Raw genomic sequence first — 17,688 nt, forward strand, 5'->3', positions numbered from 1 at the left:
AGGATCGGGCGACGGGCTTGCGGACAACCGGTCTGCCGCAGCGCCGGGGACCTGGCAGGCCTCGGACGTATCAGCTGACCTCTACGATGATGCTACCCGTCAGTAATAAGGCGCAACCCCTCAACGGCCAGATGTGTCCGATTACTCTTTGCCTCATGTACGGCTACGACCAGAACCAGGGCGCACAGCAGCCGATGGGTGGCGGCTACGGCGAGCAGCCGCTGTATCCCGAACCCTCGCCGCCCTCGCTGGGCGACGCGGTACGGGCCTTCACGACCGGCTCGCTTGCTGCCGAGGACTTCCAGCAGATCTTCGCGACGTCGAAGGTCTACTGCCCGCGCGGCGACAACCCGGGCTTTCTCGCGCTGCACAACACCCAGCAGCCCGTGATCCCGATGTTCACCACGCTCAAGGAACTGAGGCTGTACGCGGGCAAGGAGTCCAAGTACTTCGTGATCACCGGGGCCGAGGTGATCGACCTGCTGCCCACGGGGTACGGCTTCGTCCTGGACATGGAGGGCGAGCACCGCATGGTCTTCGACGCCAAGGCCGTGGAGCAGATGGTCGACTTCGCGATGCGCCGCATGTACGGCTGACCGCCGTGCTCCGGAAGGGGTTCGTACCGCTCGGCGGTACGGACCCCTTTCTGCTGCCCTCTTCCCGCCGCCCTTCACGTCCGGCCGCTCTCCCTCCGCCCCCCTTTGCGCCGCTCCGGGTGGTGCGGGAATGGATGACGCCTTGCGGGATGTTCACCATTCAACTAAATTGGTTCCAGAACAGTCCCCCGGAGGTGGCTCCCATGCCCGCAGTGACCGTCGAAAACCCGCTGACCCTGCCCAAGGTCGCCGTCGCAGGCGACGCGGTGGCCCGTCCCGTGCTTGCTGTGACCACGGCGCCGAGCGGGTTCGAGGGCGAGGGCTTCCCGGTCCGCCGCGCCTTCGCGGGGATCAACTACAAGCACCTCGACCCGTTCATCATGATGGACCAGATGGGTGAGGTGGAGTACGCCGCCGGAGAGCCGAAGGGCACTCCGTGGCACCCCCACCGCGGCTTCGAGACCGTGACGTACCTGATCGACGGAAGCTTCATCCACCAGGACTCCAACGGTGGCGGCGGCACCATCCAGAACGGCGACACCCAGTGGATGACGGCCGGGTCGGGCCTGCTCCACATCGAGGCGCCGCCGGAGTCCCTCGTCCTGTCGGGCGGTCTCTTCCACGGCCTCCAGCTCTGGGTGAACCTGCCCAAGGCCGACAAGATGATGGCCCCGCGCTACCAGGACATCCGTGGTGGCCAGGTCCAGCTGCTCGCCTCCCCCGACGGCGGCGCGCTGCTCCGGGTGATCGCCGGTGAGCTCGACGGCCACGAGGGCCCGGGCATCACCCACACCCCCATCACGATGATCCACGCCACCGTGCGCCCCGGCGCCGAGGTGACGCTGCCGTGGCGCGAGGACTTCAACGGCCTCGCGTACGTGCTCGCCGGCCGGGGCTCCGTCGGCGCGGAGCGCCGTCCGGTCCACATGGGCCAGACCGCCGTCTTCGGCGCCGGCTCCTCGCTGACCGTCCGCGCGGACGAGCGGCAGGACGGCAACACTCCCAACCTGGAGGTCGTGCTGCTCGGCGGGCGTCCCATCCGGGAGCCGATGGCGCACTACGGGCCGTTCGTGATGAACAGCCAGGCCGAACTGAAGCAGGCCTTCGAGGACTTCCAGGCCGGCCGCCTCGGCACGGTGCCCGCCGTCCACGGAATGTGAGCCGCACCGTCGCCGTATGACGGTTCGTCACTCGTACGGCGGCACGGGCGGGACACCACCAGGACAGCGTGGTCGGGTGGGAGAGTGCAGACTCACAAGCCTCTCCTGCCCGATGTCGCCCGGCGTACGGCCGCCTGGTGCGGTGTCGTCCTGCTGGTCGCCGGTGTCGCGGGCGTCGCCATCTTCCTGTGCATCGTCCTCAAGACCGCGGTCACCCCGGTTCTTCTCGCGCTGCTCGGTACGGCGCTGCTCGGTCCCGTGCACCGGCGGATGACCGCCCACGGGGTGAACCGCTCGGTGGCGGCGGGAGTCACCTGCGCCCTGCTCGTCGCGGTGGGCGGCGGCGCGGGCTACATCGTGGTGGCCGCCCTCATCGAGACCGGCGACCAGATCGTCGCCTCGCTGAAGGACGCCGGACAGTGGGTCATCGACCACTTCGGGCTGGAGGACGGCGCGAACGTCGACGCGCTCGCGGACAACGCCAAGCAGCTCGTCGAGAAGTTCGGCGCGAGTGCCGCGGGCGGGATCCTCTCCGGCATCAGCCTCGTCGGCTCGTTCCTCGCCACCACCGTGCTCTCCCTCCTGCTGACCTTCTTCTTCCTGCGCGACTCGGACCGGGCCGTGTACCTCGCCCACACCATCGCCCCCCGCGGCACCGGCGACCTGGTAGAGGCGATGGGCCGGCGGGCGTTCGAGGCCGTCGAGGGCTTCATGCGCGGTACGACGCTGATCGCGCTCATCGACGCCGTCTGCATCACCATCGGTCTGCTGATTCTGGGCGTGCCCGGCGCGGTGGGGCTCGGCGCGCTCGTCTTCGTCGGCGCCTACATCCCCTACCTGGGTGCCTTCCTCTCGGGGGCCGTGGCGGTCCTGGTGGCGCTGGCGGACCGGGGGTTCGCGATCGCGCTGTGGGCGCTCGGGGTGGTCCTCGCCGTCCAGGTGCTGGAGGGACACGTCCTGCAACCGATGATCCAGAGCCGGACCGTGCAGATGCACCCGGCGATGGTCATGATCGCGCTGACCGCGGGGGCGAGCGTGGCCGGACTGCTGGGGATGCTGCTCGCGGTCCCGTTGTGCGCCGCGGCCTTCGGCATCATCGGTGAACTGCGCAAGGGCCGCTCGGAGGGACCGGACGCGCCCGGTTCCCCAGGACCGGACGACGCGCCCGGCGGACCTCCCGGCGACCCGGTGCCGCCGCCCGCCGCCTCGTAGGCCGCGTCGCAGGCCGCCCGCGCTTCGGTCTACGGCTCCGTCGGGTGGGCCGGGTCCGTCGGGTGGGCCGGGTCCGTAGGGTCCGTGGGGTCCGCCGGGTCCGCCGACTCGTACAGCTCGAACCAGATCGACTTCCCCGCGCCCCGCGGGTCCACCCCCCACGCGTCGGCGAGCATCTCCATCAGCACCAGGCCCCGGCCGCTCGACGCCATCTCGCCGGGCCGCCGCTTGTGCGGCAGCTCGTCGCTGCCGTCGGACACCTCGACCCGCAGCCGCCGCCTGCCGTGCTCCCCGCTCGCCTGCGCGACCATCAGCGCGTCGCTGTCCGTGTGGACCAGCACGTTCGTGGCCACCTCGGAGACCATCAGCGCGGCCGAGTCGACCTGCTCCGGGTCCGCCCAGTCGTGCAGCAGCTCGCGCACCAGCTTCCGGGCGGCAGAGATCCGCTCCGGTTCCGCCTGCGCGATGCTCAGCGCGGTCCGCCGGGGCCTGGCCGGGTGGGCCGTGGAGACCTCGCGCCGCAGCAGCAGGACCGCTATGTCGTCCTCGCGCCGGTCGACGAGCGGCCCCGTCGTGTAGTGCGAAGCCGGCCCGTGCACGGCCTGCACCAGCTCGTCCGCCAGCTTCTCCAGATCGTCCGTGGGCTGCTCCAGGACCGGCCGGAGCCTGACCCAGCCGGTGGCCAGGTCGTGGCCGCCGGTCTCGATCAGCCCGTCCGTGCACATCATGATCGTTTCCCCGGCCTCCAGCGTGATCCGGGTCATGGGGTAGTCCGCGTCGGCCTCGATGCCGAGCGGCAGTCCGCCCTCGGTCTGCCGGATGACGGCCGTCCCGTCGCCGGTCATGACCACGGGGTCGGGGTGGCCGGCCCGTGCGATGTCGAGGGTGCCGGTGTCCGGGTCCGCCTCCGCGTAGAGACAGGTCGCGAAGCGCGCCCCGATGTCCTCGCCGTCCTCGTGCGCCTCGGTGAGCCCCGACAGGAAGCGCGAGGCGCGCGAGAGCACCGCGTCCGGGCGGTGCCCCTCGGAGGCGTACGCGCGCAGGGCGATCCTCAGCTGGCCCATCAGCCCCGCCGCACGCACATCGTGCCCCTGGACGTCGCCGATGACGAGGGCGATGCGGCCGTTGGGGAGCGGGATCAGGTCGTACCAGTCGCCGCCGACCTGGAGGCCGCCCCCGGTCGGGACGTAGCGGGCGGCCACGGTCAGCCCCGGGATGTCGGGCCCCAGGGACGGCATCATCGAGCGCTGGAGCCCCAGCGAGAGCTCGCGCTCCGTCTCGGCGACTCCGGCCCTGGCGAGCGCCTGGGCGAGCATCCGGGCCACGGTCGTCAGCACCGACCGCTCGTCGGGCGAGAACGACACCGGATGCCGGAACCCGGCCATCCAGGTGCCCATGGTGCGTCCGGCCACGGTCAGCGGCAGAAAGGCCCAGGAATGGCGCCCGAACCGGCGGGCCAGCGGCCAGGTGGCCGGATAGCGGTCGCGGTAGTCCTCGGCCGTCGGCAGATAGACCGCCCGCCCGGTCCGTACGACCTCGGCGGCCGGATAGTCGGTCTCCAGCGGCATGTTGCTGAAGGGGCCCTCGTCACCCATGTTGTGCCCGTGGTGCCCGACGATCGTCAGGTGCTCGCCATCGACGCCGAAGACGGCGAGCCCGTCCGGTGAGAAGCCGGGCATGGAGAGCGAGTAGGCCACCCGCAGCACCTCCGCCGTCGACCGGGCCTCGGCCAGCGCCCGCCCCGCGTCGAGCAGGAACGCCTCGCGCGAAAGCCGCCAGTCGCCGGTGATCGGGGTGTGCGCCCCGGTGGTGCCGGGATGCGGTCCCGCGACCTCCTGAAGAGTGCCGACCAGCACATAGCGTGCCTCGGAGCCCGCCTCGGGCGGCAGCGGCCTGGAACGGCTCCGGAGGGTCCGCAGCACCCGTCCGTGCTCGTCCACGATCCGCACCCGGGCCTCGGCGAGCGTGCCCTCGGCGACGGCGAGGTTCACCATCCCGTAGATCTCGTTCCAGTCCACGGGGTGGAAGCGGGAGCGCACCTCCGACTCACGGAAGACGCCGCTCCCGGCGGGCAGCTCCAGCAGCCGGGCCGCTTCCGCGTCGAGCGTGACGGTCCCGGCTCCGTTGTCCCAGCGCCACAGACCGGTCGCGGTCGCGGCCAGGACGTCCTCGGTGCGCATTGCCCCACTTTAGACCGGCATGGGCATGGGGGGCAGTGCTGCCGGGGCGCCGACGATCTTGATGCGGACAATGACAATGAAACGGTCCGGTCGCGAGCGGTAGCCTGGGGTGGCTGTATCCGCCCCCAACCGCGAAGACTGGATGAACGACGATGCATCGGTACAGGTCCCACACCTGCGGCGAGCTCCGCGCCTCTGACGTCGGCACCGACGTCCGGCTGAGCGGCTGGCTGCACAATCGCCGAGACCTGGGTGGCATCCTCTTCATCGATCTGCGCGATCACTACGGCCTGGTGCAGCTCGTCGCCCGTCCCGGCACCCCCGGCAACGAGGCCCTGGCGAAGCTGACCAAGGAAACCGTCGTACGCGTCGACGGCAAGGTCTCCGCCCGCGGCGCCGACAACGTCAACCCGGAGCTCTCGACCGGCGAGATCGAGATCGAGGTCACCGAGGTCGAGGTGCTGGGCGAGGCCGCCCCGCTGCCCTTCACGATCAACGCCGAGGACGGGGTCAACGAGGAGCGGCGCCTGGAGTACCGCTTCCTCGACCTGCGCCGTGAGCGCATGCACCGCAACATCATGCTGCGCTCGTCCGTCATCGCCTCCATCCGCTCCAAGATGGTGGCTCTCGGCTTCAACGAGATGGCGACCCCGATCCTCGCGGCGACGTCCCCCGAGGGCGCCCGTGACTTCGTGGTTCCGTCCCGGCTGAACCCGGGCAAGTTCTACGCCCTCCCGCAGGCGCCGCAGCAGTTCAAGCAGCTGCTGATGATCTCCGGCTTCGACCGCTACTTCCAGATCGCGCCCTGCTTCCGCGACGAGGACGCCCGCGCCGACCGTTCGCCGGGCGAGTTCTACCAGCTCGACGTCGAGATGTCGTTCGTCGAGCAGGAGGACGTCTTCCAGCCGATCGAGAAGCTCATGACCGAGCTCTTCGAGGAGTACGGCAACGGCCGCCATGTGACCTCGCCGTTCCCGCGCATCCCGTTCCGTGAGTCGATGCTGAAGTACGGCAACGACAAGCCTGACCTGCGGGCCCAGCTGGAGCTCGTCGACATCTCCGACATCTTCGCCGACTCGGAGTTCAAGGCCTTCGCGGGCAAGCACGTCCGCGCCCTTCCGGTGCCGGACACCGCGGGTCAGTCCCGGAAGTTCTTCGACGGCCTCGGTGCGTACGCGGTCGAGCACGGTGCCAAGGGCCTCGCCTGGGTCCGCGTCGGCGAGGACGGCACGCTGGCCGGCCCGATCGCCAAGTTCCTCACCGAGACGGACATCAAGACCCTCACCGAGCGGCTGTCGCTCGTCCCCGGCCACGCCGTCTTCTTCGGCGCGGGCGAGTTCGACGAGGTCTCCAAGATCATGTCCGTCGTCCGCGTCGAGGCCGCCAAGCGCGCCGGCCACTTCGAGGAGGGCGTCTTCCGCTTCTGCTGGATCGTCGACTTCCCGATGTACGAGAAGGACGAGGACACCGGCAAGATCGACTTCTCGCACAACCCGTTCTCCATGCCCCAGGGCGGCATGAAGGACCTGGAGGAGAAGGACCCGCTCGACATCCTGGCGTGGCAGTACGACATCGTCTGCAACGGCATCGAGCTGTCCTCCGGCGCCATCCGTAACCACGAGCCCGAGGTCATGCTGAAGGCCTTCGAGATCGCCGGGTACGAGGCGGAGACCGTCGAGCGGGAGTTCGCGGGCATGCTGCGCGCGTTCCGCCTCGGCGCCCCGCCGCACGGTGGCATCGCCCCGGGCGTCGACCGCATCGTGATGCTGCTGGCCGACGAGCCCAACATCCGCGAGACCATCGCCTTCCCGCTCAACGGCAACGCCCAGGACCTGATGATGGGCGCCCCGAGCGAGCTGGACGAGACCCGGCTGCGCGAGCTGAACATCCAGCTCCGCAAGCCGGTCGCATCCGCGAAGGGTGCCGCCGACAAGGCCGGTGCGGACAAGGGTGCCGCTGACAAGGGTGCTGCGGAGAAGTAGCCCGCCGCGCTCGCCGGCGCATCCACCGGTTTCACGTGAAACAGCCCCTGGCGCTCCCGCTGGGGGCTGTTTCACGTCCACAGGGGCCTTCCGGAGCTTCCGGGGGTTCCTGCGCGACCCGGGAACCCGGGGCTCCGCCGGCACACAGGAACGCACAGCCCGCGCTCACGCCCCTGCCAGCTGGGCTGCCTAGCCTCCCTCGCATGACAGAGACTCAAGAACCCGCACACAAGAAGGACTTGACCCGCCGACGGATGATCATCGCCAGTGGCGCGGTCGTCGCCGCGGCCGGGATCGGGGCCGGAGCCGTCGCCAACGCGTCGACCGGGGAGGGCGGTGCCGGAGGCGGCGGGAAGAAGGCCGGCGGTCAGGGCGAGGCGTGTTACCGGCTCACCTCGGAGACCACCGAGGGCCCGTACTACATCGACGCCGACAAGATCCGGAAGGACATCACCGAGGACAAGGAGGGCATCCCGATGACCCTCCGGCTCAAGGTGATCGACACCGACACCTGCAAGCCCGTCAAGCTGGCGGCCGTCGACATCTGGCACTGCGACGCCCTGGGTGTCTACTCCGGCTACGAGAGCATGAGCCAGGGCGGCCCCGGCGGCGGTACCCCGCCGAGCGGCGCACCCACGGACGCCCCGACCGGCACCCCGACGGACACCCCCACCGGGACGCCCCCGACCGGCACACCCCCGTCCGGCGGCCCCGGCGGCGGCGGGCACAGCGAGCCGACCGACGACGAGCGCTATCTGCGCGGTACCCGGCTCACCGACAAACACGGCTATGTGGAGTTCAAGACGATCTTCCCGGGCTGGTACCAGGGCCGCGCCGTGCACATCCACACCAAGGTGCACGTCGGCGGGAAGATGACCGACGCCGGGTACGAGGGCGGGCACACCTGCCACACCGGCCAGTTCTTCTTCGCTGAGTCCGCGGTCCTCGACTCGGCCGAGGTCGCGCCGTACTCCACCAGCACCACCACCCGTACGACCCTGACCGAGGACACCATCTACGACCAGAGCGGCGTCACGGGCGGACTGCTGAAGCTCTCGTACCGGAAGAACCACATCGAGCGCGGGGTCGTCGGCTCGATCACGATGGGCGTGGACCCGGACGAGACGAACGACGGAACGGGGATGTGATCACCCAGCTCCGGTCACCCGCGCTCCGGTCACCCGCGCTCCGGTCGCCCCGGTCCGCGTCGCCCCGGTCCGCGTCGCCCCGGTCCGCGTCGCCCCGGTCCGCGTCGCCCCGGTCCGCGTCGCCCCGGTCCGCGTCGCCCCGGCCCGGGTCACCCCGGCCCGGGTCGCTCCCGCGCTGATCACCCCGGCGCTGATCACCTCGATCCGCACGCACCATCGCAGCCTCCTCAGGCCTCCGTTCCCCCCGCGGAGACGAAGGGCCCGGAAACCGCCGCAGCGGCGGTTCCGGGCCCTTCGTGCTGCCCGGCGGGCACATGGCTGCGTACATACAAGTAGAACGAATCACCCGAACAGTGAGACCCGGATGGCCCCGGCACCGGATTGACGGGCTCCGGCTGCGGCAAAGACTGCCTGGGCCGACCCCGGTGCGGCGGATGGGCGGAGGGCCGCGTCCGCAGAGCCTCGCGGTCGCCCACCGACCGCTGAGGAGCCTTCTGTGCCCGAGCCCCGTGTTCCACTGCGCCTGCCGTTCGTCGTCTGCGCCGCCTTCCTGCTCCTGCTGGCCGGGTGCGGGGCGGGGCATTTCGCCGGCACGGACGGGAACGGTGCCACCACCAAGGCCGCCGACGGCGTACCGGGGCCGCCCGGCGCACCCGGCGGGCCCCGCACCGCCGACGCACCGCCCAGACCGTCACCGCCGCCCGCCCCGCCGAGAGAGATCCCGGGGCTGGGGCCGCGGACCAGGGCGCAGATCCCGGCCGGGGCCCGTCAGGCGTTCGTCGTCACCGGCCGGTCCCCGGACTCCAACCGCTCCACGGCCGTGCTCTACACCCGGGACGACCTCTCGGTCGGCTGGCGGGCCGCGCTGGCCCCCTGGCCCGCCCACAACGCCCTGAACGGCTGGACGGCCGAGCACTGGGAGGGCGATCTGCGCTCACCCGTCGGCGTCTTCACCCTGACCGCGGCGGGCGGTCGCCTCGACCCTCCGGCCACGGCCTTCCCGTACGACCTGAGCCCGGACTACAAGGTGGAGGGCGAGGGCTTCCACGGGGAACCGCTGGAGGGCTCCTTCGACTACGTGATCGCCATCGACTACAACCGCGTCCCCGGCACCTCACCCCTGGACCACACCCGCCCGCTCGGCGACGAACGCGGGGGCGGCATCTGGATCCACGTCGACCACGGCGGCCCCACCCAGGGCTGTGTCTCGGTCACCGAGGACCGGATGAAGGAACTGCTGGGCGTCCTCGACCCGGCGAAGGAACCCGTCATCGTGATGGGGGACGCGGCGTCGCTGAGCCGCTGAAAGAGGCGGCGCGTCCGGGCGGCGCCGCGAGGTAAAGGCGCACTCGCAGCCCGACGGGGTGCGGTACGAGACGGTGGTGAACGTGCCGTTCGGCAGGACGGTCCGGCTCCCCGACCCGGTGGGCTCCGAGCTGGACACCGAGACGCTCGGGAACTGGGTCCGCCGACGGACGGAGAAGGGCGGGACCGCAGACGCGGTCCCGCCCTTCTCCGTGCACACACCCGTTACGCGGGCTTCTCCTCCAGACGCGGGAACAGCACCGCGCCCTTGGTGACCGTCGCACCCGCCGGGAGACGGCCCCAGGTGCCCGCTTCCCCCACGCGCTGGTCCGACAGCGCGCCCAGGGACTCCTCGGCGCCCAGCGACTCCCACAGCTTCTGCGAGGTGTCCGGCATGACCGGGTTCAGCAGGACCGCGACACCGCGCAGCGCCTCGGCGGCCGTGTACAGGATCGTCGCCAGGAGGGCCCTGCCCTCCGGCGACTCGTCCTTGGCGACCTTCCACGGCTCCTGCTCCGTGACGTAGCCGTTGACCTGCTTCACGAAGTCGAAGACCGCCAGGATGCCGCCCTGGAAGTCGAGCTCCTCGCCGATCTTCCGGTCGGCCGTGGCCACGGCCGAGGCCAGGCCCTCCTGGACCGCCCGCTCGGCCTCGCCCCCGGCGGTGGCCCCGGGGAGGGTGCCGCCGTAGTACTTGCCGACCATGGCCGCCACGCGCGAGGCCAGGTTGCCGTAGTCGTTGGCGAGCTCGGAGGTGTAGCGGGCGGTGAAGTCCTCCCAGGAGAACGAGCCGTCGCTGCCGTACGCGATGGCACGCAGGAAGTACCAGCGGTAGGCGTCCACGCCGAAGTGCGAGGTCAGGTCCTGGGGCTTGATGCCCGTCAGGTTCGACTTCGACATCTTCTCGCCGCCGACCATCAGCCAGCCGTTGGCGACGACCTTGCCGGGCAGCGGCAGGCCCTGCGCCATCAGCATCGCCGGCCAGATGACCGAGTGGAAGCGCAGGATGTCCTTGCCGATCAGGTGCACGTTCGCCGGGAACGTACCGTCGAACTTCTCCTGGTTGGCGCCGTAGCCGACCGCCGTCGCGTAGTTGAGCAGCGCGTCGATCCAGACGTAGATGACGTGCTTCTCGTCCCACGGGACCGGGACGCCCCAGTCGAACGTCGAGCGGGAGATCGACAGGTCCTGAAGGCCCTGCTTGACGAAGTTCACGATCTCGTTGCGCGCGGACTCCGGCTGGATGAAGCCGGGGTTGGCCGCGTAGAACTCCATCAGCTTCGGGCCGTACTCGCTGAGCTTGAAGAAGTAGTTCTCCTCCTTGAGGAGCTCCACCGGCTTCTTGTGGATCGGGCACAGCTTCGTGCCGTCCTCGGCCTCGATCAGGTCGCCGGGGAGCTTGTACTCCTCGCAGCCGACGCAGTACGGGCCTTCGTACCCGCCCTTGTAGATCTGGTCCTTGTCGTACAGGTCCTGCACGAACTCCTGCACACGGTCGGTGTGCCGCTTCTCCGTCGTACGGATGAAGTCGTCGTTCGCGATGTTCAGGTGCTCCCAGAGGGGCTTCCAGGCCTCCTCGACGAGCTTGTCGCACCACTCCTGGGGCGTGACGCCGTTCGCCTCGGCCGTGCGCATGATCTTCTGACCGTGCTCGTCCGTGCCGGTGAGGTACCACACCTTCTCGCCGCGCTGACGGTGCCAGCGGGTGAGCACGTCGCCTGCGACGGTCGTGTAGGCGTGGCCCAGGTGAGGAGCGTCGTTGACGTAGTAAATGGGGGTCGACACGTAGAAACTCGTCACGTCGTCGCCCCCCTGCTTCTCTGATCCAGTGGCCGCCATGGTCGAAATCCTAACGGTCCGGGGGAGGTCCACTCACACCGATAAACGCGGAGCGGACCCGGAGCGGACCCGGAGCGGACCCGGATCGGAGGCGGAGAGCTTTGCGAAACATGCCTTCCGGTAGCAAAGACGCATCCTGGGAGGGAGTGGACACGCGTGGACGAGGCAGGGGACATCACGATGCGGGTACTGGTCGCCGAGGACGAGGAGATTCTGGCGGAGCTCGTCGCCACCGGGCTGCGGCGGGCGGGCTTCGCCGTCGACACGGTGTACAGCGGTGACGCCGCCCAGGCCTATCTGGGGCTGCACGACTACGACGTCGTCGTCCTGGACCGCGATCTGCCCCGGGTCCACGGCGACGACGTGGCACGCGGGCTGGTCGCCTCCGGCTCCCGGACCAGGATCCTGATGCTGACGGCCGCCGGGTCCATGGAGGACCGCGTCGCCGGGCTCGACCTGGGCGCCGACGACTACCTGGGCAAGCCGTTCGAGTTCCCCGAGCTGGTGTCGCGGGTCCGTGCCCTGCGGCGGCGCAGCGCCCGCCCCGTACCGCCCCAGCTGGAGCGGTACGGCATCCGGCTGGACACCGTGCGCCGCAGCGCGAGCCGCGACGGCCGGGAGCTCGATCTCTCGCCGAAGGAGTTCACCGTGCTCCAGCTGCTGCTGGAGGCCGACGGGGGGACGGTCAGTGCGGAGGAGCTGCTGGAACGGGCCTGGGACGCCCATGCCGACCCCTTCACCGGGGCGGTCCGCGTCTGCCTGAGCAAGCTGCGCGGAAAGCTCGGCGAACCCGCCCTCATCCGCACCGTTCAAGGCGTGGGGTACGCCCTGTGAAGCGTCGGACCGCGGTGCCGCACTCCACGATCAGGACCCGGATCGCACTCGTGTACGGCGGGGTGTTCCTGGTACTCGGTACGGCCCTGCTCGCCACGGTCAACCTCGCCTCCCGAGCCGGTACGGACTCGCAGGCCCGCGCCATCGCCCGCACCGCCGCGGTCGTCCAGCCCGGCTACGCGGTCAACGGCCCGCTCGTCACCCGGCGCAGCCTCGGACCGCCGACCGTCTACGACCTCACCGACCATGTCAGCGACGCGGCCGGGCACCAGCTGCTCATCTGGTCCGCGGCCGCCCTGCTCGTGATGACGGCGTGTGCGGTGGGCGTCGGATGGTGGACGGCCGGGCGGGTCCTGCGGCCCGTGCACGCCATGACCGCGAAGGCGCGCCGGCTCTCCGAGCACACGCTGCACGAGCGGATCGCCTCCAGCGGGCCCGACGACGAGCTCAAGGAGCTGGGAGACACGCTGGACGCGCTGCTCGCCCGGCTGGAGAAGGCCTTCGACAGCCAGCGCCGCTTCATCGCCAACGCCTCGCACGAGCTGCGCACCCCGCTGGCGACGCAGCGGGCGGCGATCCAGGTGGGTCTGGACGATCCGACGCCCGACGATCTCGTACGGACCCGGCAGACGCTGCTGGACAACAACCGGCGCAGCGAGCGGCTCATCGAGGGGCTGCTGGTGCTGGCGCGCAGCGAGCGGGGGCTGGCGAAGAGCGAGCGGGAGACCGTGGACCTGGCCCGGGTGGTGGCGGAGGAGGCGGGCCGGCACCCGGGGGTGGAGGTCGACACGGGGCCCTGCGCGGTGCGCGGCAACCGGCAGCTGCTGGCTCAGCTGGTGGCCAATCTGCTGGCCAACGCGGTGACGTACAACGTCCCCGGCGGGAGCGTGGCGGTGTCCCTGGCACGGGCGGGCACCGGGGCGCTGCTGGAGGTGCGCAACACCGGTCCGGTGGTGGACGCGACGGACATTCCCGGCCTGTTCGAGCCGTTCAGGCGGGGTGAGGGCAAGGACCGCATGGGGCGGGGCTCGGGGCTCGGGCTCTCGATCGTGCGCTCCATCGCGGTGGCGCACGGCGGCACGGTCACGGCGGTGCCGGGCCCGGAGGGCGGGCTCGCCGTGACCGTACGCCTGCCGGCCGATCAGGCTCCGGCGGCCGTCCCGCGCGCGGTGGCCCAGGCGGCCGGGGCGGCGAGTACCTCGCGGTAGAACGCGGCGTCCGCGACCTCGCGGGGGGCGGGACCGGCGTGGAAGAAGCCGGCGTTCGGGACGTCCAGCTTCCGCAGGAAGTCGAAGCCCTTCGAGTCCGTCTCGCCGAACGCCACGAACTGGAAGAACAGCGGCAGCCGTGCCGCCTCGTCGAGCGCCTGGCGGGCGGCCTGCTTGACGTCCGGCGGGCCGTCCGTCTGGAAGATCACCAGGGCCGGGCCGGTGGCCTCGGACCGCTCGTAGTGCGCGACGACCTCTTCGACGGCGCGGTGGTAGTTCGTCCGGCCGAGCCGGCCGAGGCCCGCGTTCAGCTCGTCGATCCGGCCCTCGTGACCGTCCAGCTCCACCGTGCCGGTGCCGTCGATGTCGGTCGAGAAGAAGACGACCTGGACGGTGGCGCTCTCGTCGAGGTGCGCGGCGAGGGCGACCGTGCGGTCGCCCAGGTGCTGGGCGCTGCCGTCCTTGTAGAACGGCCGCATGGAGCCGGAGCGGTCCAGGACCAGGTACACGGTGGCGCGCAGGCCGGTGAGCCCGTGTGCCTTCAGCCCGGCCTGGGCGGCCTTGTACGGGGCGACGAGCTCGGGCGCGCGGGACTTGACCTTGGCGAGTGTGAGCGCGGGCTTGCCGGCGGGGGCCTCGGCGGCGACGGGTTCGGCGGCGACCGGCTCGGGGGCGGGGAGCGGTTCGGCGGCGACCGGCTCCGGCTCGGCGACCGGCTCCGCGGCGACCGGCGCGGGGTCCGGGGCGGCCTCGGCGGCGACCGGTTCGGGCTCGGGGAGCGGCTCCGGTTCGGGCTCCGGGTCCATGTCGATGGTGATCGGCTCGGGCTCGGCGGCGGCTGCGGCGGGCTCGGGCTCGGCGACCCGCTCGGCAGGGACCGGCTCGGACTTCGTGGCGGGGGTATCCGCCGGCGTCTCCACGACCTCTGCCGTCGCCTGTGCCTCGGCCTCAACCGCTGTCTCAGCCGCTGTCTCGGCCTCGGCCTCGGTCACAACTGCGGCTTCCGCGTCGGCCTTCGGCGCAACCGTCTCCGTGACCTCAGCGGTCTCAGCGGTCTCAGCGGCCTTCGCGGGCTCAGCGGCCTCCGTCGGCTCCGGGGCCTCCGTGGGCGCCACGGGCTTCGACCGGGACCCGGAGCCCTGCGACGGAACCATGGGAACGGTCTTGGGGGCGGGCGTGGCGGCCTTGTCGAAGGCGGCGGCCACCAGGTCCGCCGCCGCGCTGCCGTCGTCCGTGGCGGACCGGGACACGGTGGCCGGGTCCGGCTCCGAAGAGGCCGGGGCAGGCACCGACGCCTTGACGGCCGGGGCGGGTTCGGGCGCGGACCCGGTCTCGGCGACCGGCTCGTCCACCGCCACCGCCACCGACTCCGGGGCCAGGGTGCGCTCGCTCTGAGGCGGGACCGTGGCCGTCGTCGGCTCGTCCTGCTCCGTGCGGTCACGGCCGAACACCTTGCGCAGCAAGCTCCGAATGCCCATGGGCGAGGCCTTTCGCATGAGTTGGGTGCGATGAGTCCGTACTGCGGGAATTGATCCCTGGCCAGGGCGGATACGTAAGGTTAGCGGCCGGATCCGGCCCATCGGTGGCACGGCCCGCCTGTGGGGCAACTGAGCCGCAACCGATTCCGGACCGAGTCCTGGGGGTGCCCCGGAGACCGCCGTCGAGGGCCGGTGCCGGTCATTCACCTGTACCAGTCACGCGTACGTGTGCGGTGCCGACTTGTGCCGGTCCCGCATGCGTACACCGCACTAGAGTCGGACCCATGGTTTCCGGTGAGGCGCCGCAGGCGGCAGGCAGCGTTCGGGTTGATGTCTGGATCTGGTCGGTCCGGCTCACGAAGACCCGTGCGCAGGCGGCCGCCGCCTGCCGCGCGGGTCATGTGAAGGTCGCCGGTGAGCGCGCCAAGCCCGCCCAGGCGTTGCGCGTCGGTGACGAGGTGCGGCTGCGGCACGACGGCCGGGACCGGGTCGTCGTCGTCTCGAAGATCGTGAAGAAGCGGGTCGGGGCGCCGGTGGCCGCGGAGTGCTTCGTCGACAACAGCCCGCCCCCGCCGCCGCGTGAGGCCGCGATCCAGGTTCCGGTACGGGACCGGGGCGCGGGCCGGCCGACGAAGCGGGACCGGCGCGAGATGGACCGGCTGCGGGGTGCGGGGCCCGACCCCTCGGAGTGAGGGTCCCGGGTTCTCGGGGTGACGATCCCGGGCCCTCGGAGCGACGGGCCGGGCTGCCGGAATGACGTGGACGGACCCGGAATGACGGGGCGCGGTGCGTGGTCCTACGGCTGGGGCGAGGCGATGGCCCGTGCCGCCGCCACCTCCTGGCGCAGCGGGGCGAGTACGCCCTCGTCGTCGCCCGGGAGTTCGGCGCGCACCTCCACCAGGACCTCGCTCGCGCGCAGGCCCTCCGCCAGTTCGACGAGTTGGCGCCGTACGACGTCCACTTCCGCCGGTTCCGGTTCCGGGGCCCCGTGGTTGACGCGGACCCGGGCCGCCGTGGTGGCGTCCACGATGCGTTCCACGGCGACGACCAGCGGCCACCACGCGGCGGCGCGGGTGCCGGTGGGGGGCGGTTCGGTCAGGGCGCGCTGGAACTCGGAGCGTACGGAGGACAGATCGCGGTAGATGCGTCGGCGGGCCCGGACCCGCTCCGCCCGGTCGCCGTCACCGCCCGGCTCGAACGCGTACGCCACATAGTCCGCGATGTCCGTGACCGCGTCGGCCAGCCGGTGGCCGATCCGGGTGTGCCAGCTCTCCGGCCACAACAGATATCCGGCCACCAGCACGAGGGCACAGCCGATCAGGCTGTCCAGGAAGCGCGGCCAGACCAGGTGCACGCCCTGGTGGTTCAGCAGATCGGACAGCAGCAGGATGACCGGGGTGACGGCCGCGGTCTGGAAGGCGTATCCCTTCGCCGTGAGCGCCGGGATCAGCGCGGCGAGGAGCACCATCACCGGCACGTCCCACCAGCCCACGGGCACCTCGGCCAGCACCGGCGCCGCGATGACGAGGCCTGCGGCGGTGCCCACGGAACGCAGTACGGCGCGGGAGAACACCGAGCCGAAGTCGGGCTTGAGGACGAAGGTGACGGTCAGCGCCACCCAGTACGAGCGCGGCACGTCGACCAGTGAGGTCAGCGCCTGGGCCAGCCCGACGCAGAGCGCGAGGCGCAGCCCGTACCGCCAGGAGGGCCCGGACAGCAGGACGTTGCGGGTGGCACGGCGGACGCGTACTCCGAGCGCGGCGGGCCGGCCCAGCCGGTCGTCGACGTTGTACGGATCCGGATCGGCCTTGTGGACGACCGCGAAGGCATGGCGCAGCGCGCTGTCGACCGCCCGGGTGGCGGGCGAGTCGGGTGCGGACAGGGCGGGTTCGGCGCCGCCGGTGCGGCCCTGGGACACGTCCGCCGCCAGGTCCCGTACCGCTGCCGGGATCGCGTCGGGCAGCGGCAGCCGCCGTACATGGACCGCGGGTGCCGCTTCGACCAGCGGGATGACGACGTTCAGCTGCGACAGCAGCCGCACCATCGCGGCGCTGCGGCCGTGGTAGCGGGCGCGGCGGGCGAGGATCAGGTCGTAGGAGGTGTTGAGGGAGTCGGTGACCGCCTGTCGCTTCTCCTCGTACGCGTCGGTGCCCGCGGCGGCGAGCAGGTCGGCGACCGCGAGATAGGTGCCCGTGACCGCGACCCGTTCCGGCAGTTTCCGCCGCAACGGCCAGGCCAGCAGGGTCAGGGCGAGGACGAACAGCCCGCCCAGCGTCAGCAGGAGCGGCGCCACCCACCACGGGTCCGGCATCGGAAGCCCGGCGCCCACCACGGAGTTGAGCAGGAGCAGCAGCCCCGACACGGAGGCGACGGCACCGATCGTCGACATCATTCCGGAGACGAGGCCGATGAGGGTGAGCACGGCGACGGCCGCCCAGCCGGTTCCGTACACGAGCGTGCCGGTCATGATGCCGAGGGCGCCGAACAGCTGTGGCACGGCGATGTTGAGGATGCGCATCCGGTACGCGTCGGCGGTGTCGCCGATGACCCCGGAGAGCGCGCCCATGGAAGCCAGTGCCCCGTACACCGGCCGGTCGACGGCGAATCCGGCGGCGAGCGGTGCGGCGAGGGCCACGGAGGCGCGGGCGACGGCGGCCCAGGGGATGGGGGTGGGCTGCGGGCGCAGTCCGTAGCGGAGCCAGACGGGCGGCATGGCCCGTCGCTGGGCCGGGGTGGGGCGGACGGT

Annotated in this window: 13 protein-coding genes; 9 read left to right on the forward strand and 4 right to left on the reverse strand. The window is 71.5% G+C overall.

Features of this window, described 5'->3' with window-relative positions; genetic code table 11:
* The first annotated feature begins 155 nt into the window (after window positions 1–155).
* The 3 genes from ACZ4LX_RS07620 (at window position 156) to ACZ4LX_RS07630 (ending at window position 2,968) form a co-directional block, all read left to right on the forward strand.
* On the forward strand, window positions 156–596 hold the full coding sequence (locus ACZ4LX_RS07620; RefSeq protein ID WP_018522179.1) for an SseB family protein: 441 nt from the start codon (window positions 156–158) through the stop codon (window positions 594–596).
* Window positions 597–799: 203 nt separating this feature from the next.
* The gene (locus ACZ4LX_RS07625; RefSeq protein ID WP_467640213.1) at window positions 800–1,756 is read left to right on the forward strand and encodes a pirin family protein; all 957 of its coding nucleotides are present in this window, start codon (window positions 800–802) and stop codon (window positions 1,754–1,756) included.
* An 84-nt stretch (window positions 1,757–1,840) separates the two neighbouring features.
* Window positions 1,841–2,968, forward strand: coding sequence for an AI-2E family transporter (locus ACZ4LX_RS07630; RefSeq protein ID WP_467640210.1), 1,128 nt, complete (start codon window positions 1,841–1,843; stop codon window positions 2,966–2,968).
* A gap of 29 nt (window positions 2,969–2,997) precedes the next feature.
* On the opposite strand, the gene ACZ4LX_RS07635 is transcribed toward ACZ4LX_RS07630, so the two are convergent.
* The gene (locus ACZ4LX_RS07635; protein WP_467640207.1) at window positions 2,998–5,148 is read right to left on the reverse strand and encodes an ATP-binding SpoIIE family protein phosphatase; all 2,151 of its coding nucleotides are present in this window, start codon (window positions 5,146–5,148) and stop codon (window positions 2,998–3,000) included.
* Window positions 5,149–5,300: 152 nt separating this feature from the next.
* Here ACZ4LX_RS07635 and aspS point away from each other — a divergent pair, with 152 nt between their 5' ends.
* From aspS to ACZ4LX_RS07650, 3 genes are all read left to right on the forward strand, one after another.
* On the forward strand, window positions 5,301–7,130 hold the full coding sequence (aspS, locus tag ACZ4LX_RS07640; protein ID WP_467640204.1) for an aspartate--tRNA ligase: 1,830 nt from the start codon (window positions 5,301–5,303) through the stop codon (window positions 7,128–7,130).
* Window positions 7,131–7,333: 203 nt separating this feature from the next.
* Window positions 7,334–8,278 (forward strand): intradiol ring-cleavage dioxygenase, encoded by a 945-nt coding sequence (locus ACZ4LX_RS07645; protein WP_467640201.1) that lies wholly within the window; start codon window positions 7,334–7,336, stop codon window positions 8,276–8,278.
* 496 nt (window positions 8,279–8,774) lie between these two features.
* Window positions 8,775–9,584, forward strand: a complete 810-nt coding sequence (locus tag ACZ4LX_RS07650; RefSeq protein ID WP_467640198.1) for a L,D-transpeptidase family protein — start codon at window positions 8,775–8,777, stop codon at window positions 9,582–9,584.
* 224 nt (window positions 9,585–9,808) lie between these two features.
* On the opposite strand, the gene metG is transcribed toward ACZ4LX_RS07650, so the two are convergent.
* Complete coding sequence (metG, locus tag ACZ4LX_RS07655; RefSeq protein WP_467640195.1) at window positions 9,809–11,422, reverse strand: methionine--tRNA ligase; 1,614 nt, start codon at window positions 11,420–11,422, stop codon at window positions 9,809–9,811.
* Window positions 11,423–11,602: 180 nt separating this feature from the next.
* On the opposite strand from metG, the gene ACZ4LX_RS07660 reads away from it, so the two are divergent.
* Window positions 11,603–12,256, forward strand: coding sequence for a response regulator transcription factor (locus ACZ4LX_RS07660; RefSeq protein ID WP_467640560.1), 654 nt, complete (start codon window positions 11,603–11,605; stop codon window positions 12,254–12,256).
* Window positions 12,253–13,464, forward strand: coding sequence for a sensor histidine kinase (locus ACZ4LX_RS07665; protein WP_467640192.1), 1,212 nt, complete (start codon window positions 12,253–12,255; stop codon window positions 13,462–13,464). Before ACZ4LX_RS07660 ends, ACZ4LX_RS07665 begins: the two co-directional genes overlap by 4 nt.
* Here the strand turns inward: ACZ4LX_RS07665 and ACZ4LX_RS07670 are convergent.
* Window positions 13,398–14,942: a VWA domain-containing protein gene (locus ACZ4LX_RS07670; protein ID WP_467640189.1), complete on the reverse strand. Its 1,545-nt coding sequence runs from the start codon at window positions 14,940–14,942 to the stop codon at window positions 13,398–13,400. The genes ACZ4LX_RS07665 and ACZ4LX_RS07670 overlap by 67 nt on opposite strands.
* 284 nt (window positions 14,943–15,226) lie before the next feature.
* Between ACZ4LX_RS07670 and ACZ4LX_RS07675 the strand changes: the two genes are divergently transcribed.
* Complete coding sequence (locus ACZ4LX_RS07675) at window positions 15,227–15,634, forward strand: RNA-binding S4 domain-containing protein (protein ID WP_467640186.1); 408 nt, start codon at window positions 15,227–15,229, stop codon at window positions 15,632–15,634.
* 104 nt (window positions 15,635–15,738) lie between these two features.
* Here ACZ4LX_RS07675 and ACZ4LX_RS07680 read toward each other — a convergent pair whose 3' ends face one another.
* Entirely contained in the window at window positions 15,739–17,655 is a 1,917-nt protein-coding gene (locus ACZ4LX_RS07680) for an FUSC family protein (protein WP_467640557.1), read from the reverse strand.
* Between the last annotated feature and the right edge of the window lie 33 nt (window positions 17,656–17,688).

Source organism: Streptomyces sp. NPDC026062, assembly GCF_055568375.1.

Coding starts and splice junctions, on each gene's coding strand:
- ACZ4LX_RS07670 (WP_467640189.1), bottom strand. CDS start 14,942: ATGGGCATTCGGAGCTTGCTGCGCAAGGTGTTCGGCCGTGACCGCACG.
- ACZ4LX_RS07675 (WP_467640186.1), top strand. CDS start 15,227: ATGGTTTCCGGTGAGGCGCCGCAGGCGGCAGGCAGCGTTCGGGTTGAT.
- metG (WP_467640195.1), bottom strand. CDS start 11,422: ATGGCGGCCACTGGATCAGAGAAGCAGGGGGGCGACGACGTGACGAGT.
- ACZ4LX_RS07635 (WP_467640207.1), bottom strand. CDS start 5,148: ATGCGCACCGAGGACGTCCTGGCCGCGACCGCGACCGGTCTGTGGCGC.
- ACZ4LX_RS07625 (WP_467640213.1), top strand. CDS start 800: ATGCCCGCAGTGACCGTCGAAAACCCGCTGACCCTGCCCAAGGTCGCC.
- ACZ4LX_RS07645 (WP_467640201.1), top strand. CDS start 7,334: ATGACAGAGACTCAAGAACCCGCACACAAGAAGGACTTGACCCGCCGA.
- ACZ4LX_RS07660 (WP_467640560.1), top strand. CDS start 11,603: ATGCGGGTACTGGTCGCCGAGGACGAGGAGATTCTGGCGGAGCTCGTC.
- ACZ4LX_RS07620 (WP_018522179.1), top strand. CDS start 156: ATGTACGGCTACGACCAGAACCAGGGCGCACAGCAGCCGATGGGTGGC.
- aspS (WP_467640204.1), top strand. CDS start 5,301: ATGCATCGGTACAGGTCCCACACCTGCGGCGAGCTCCGCGCCTCTGAC.
- ACZ4LX_RS07680 (WP_467640557.1), bottom strand. CDS start 17,655: ATGCCGCCCGTCTGGCTCCGCTACGGACTGCGCCCGCAGCCCACCCCC.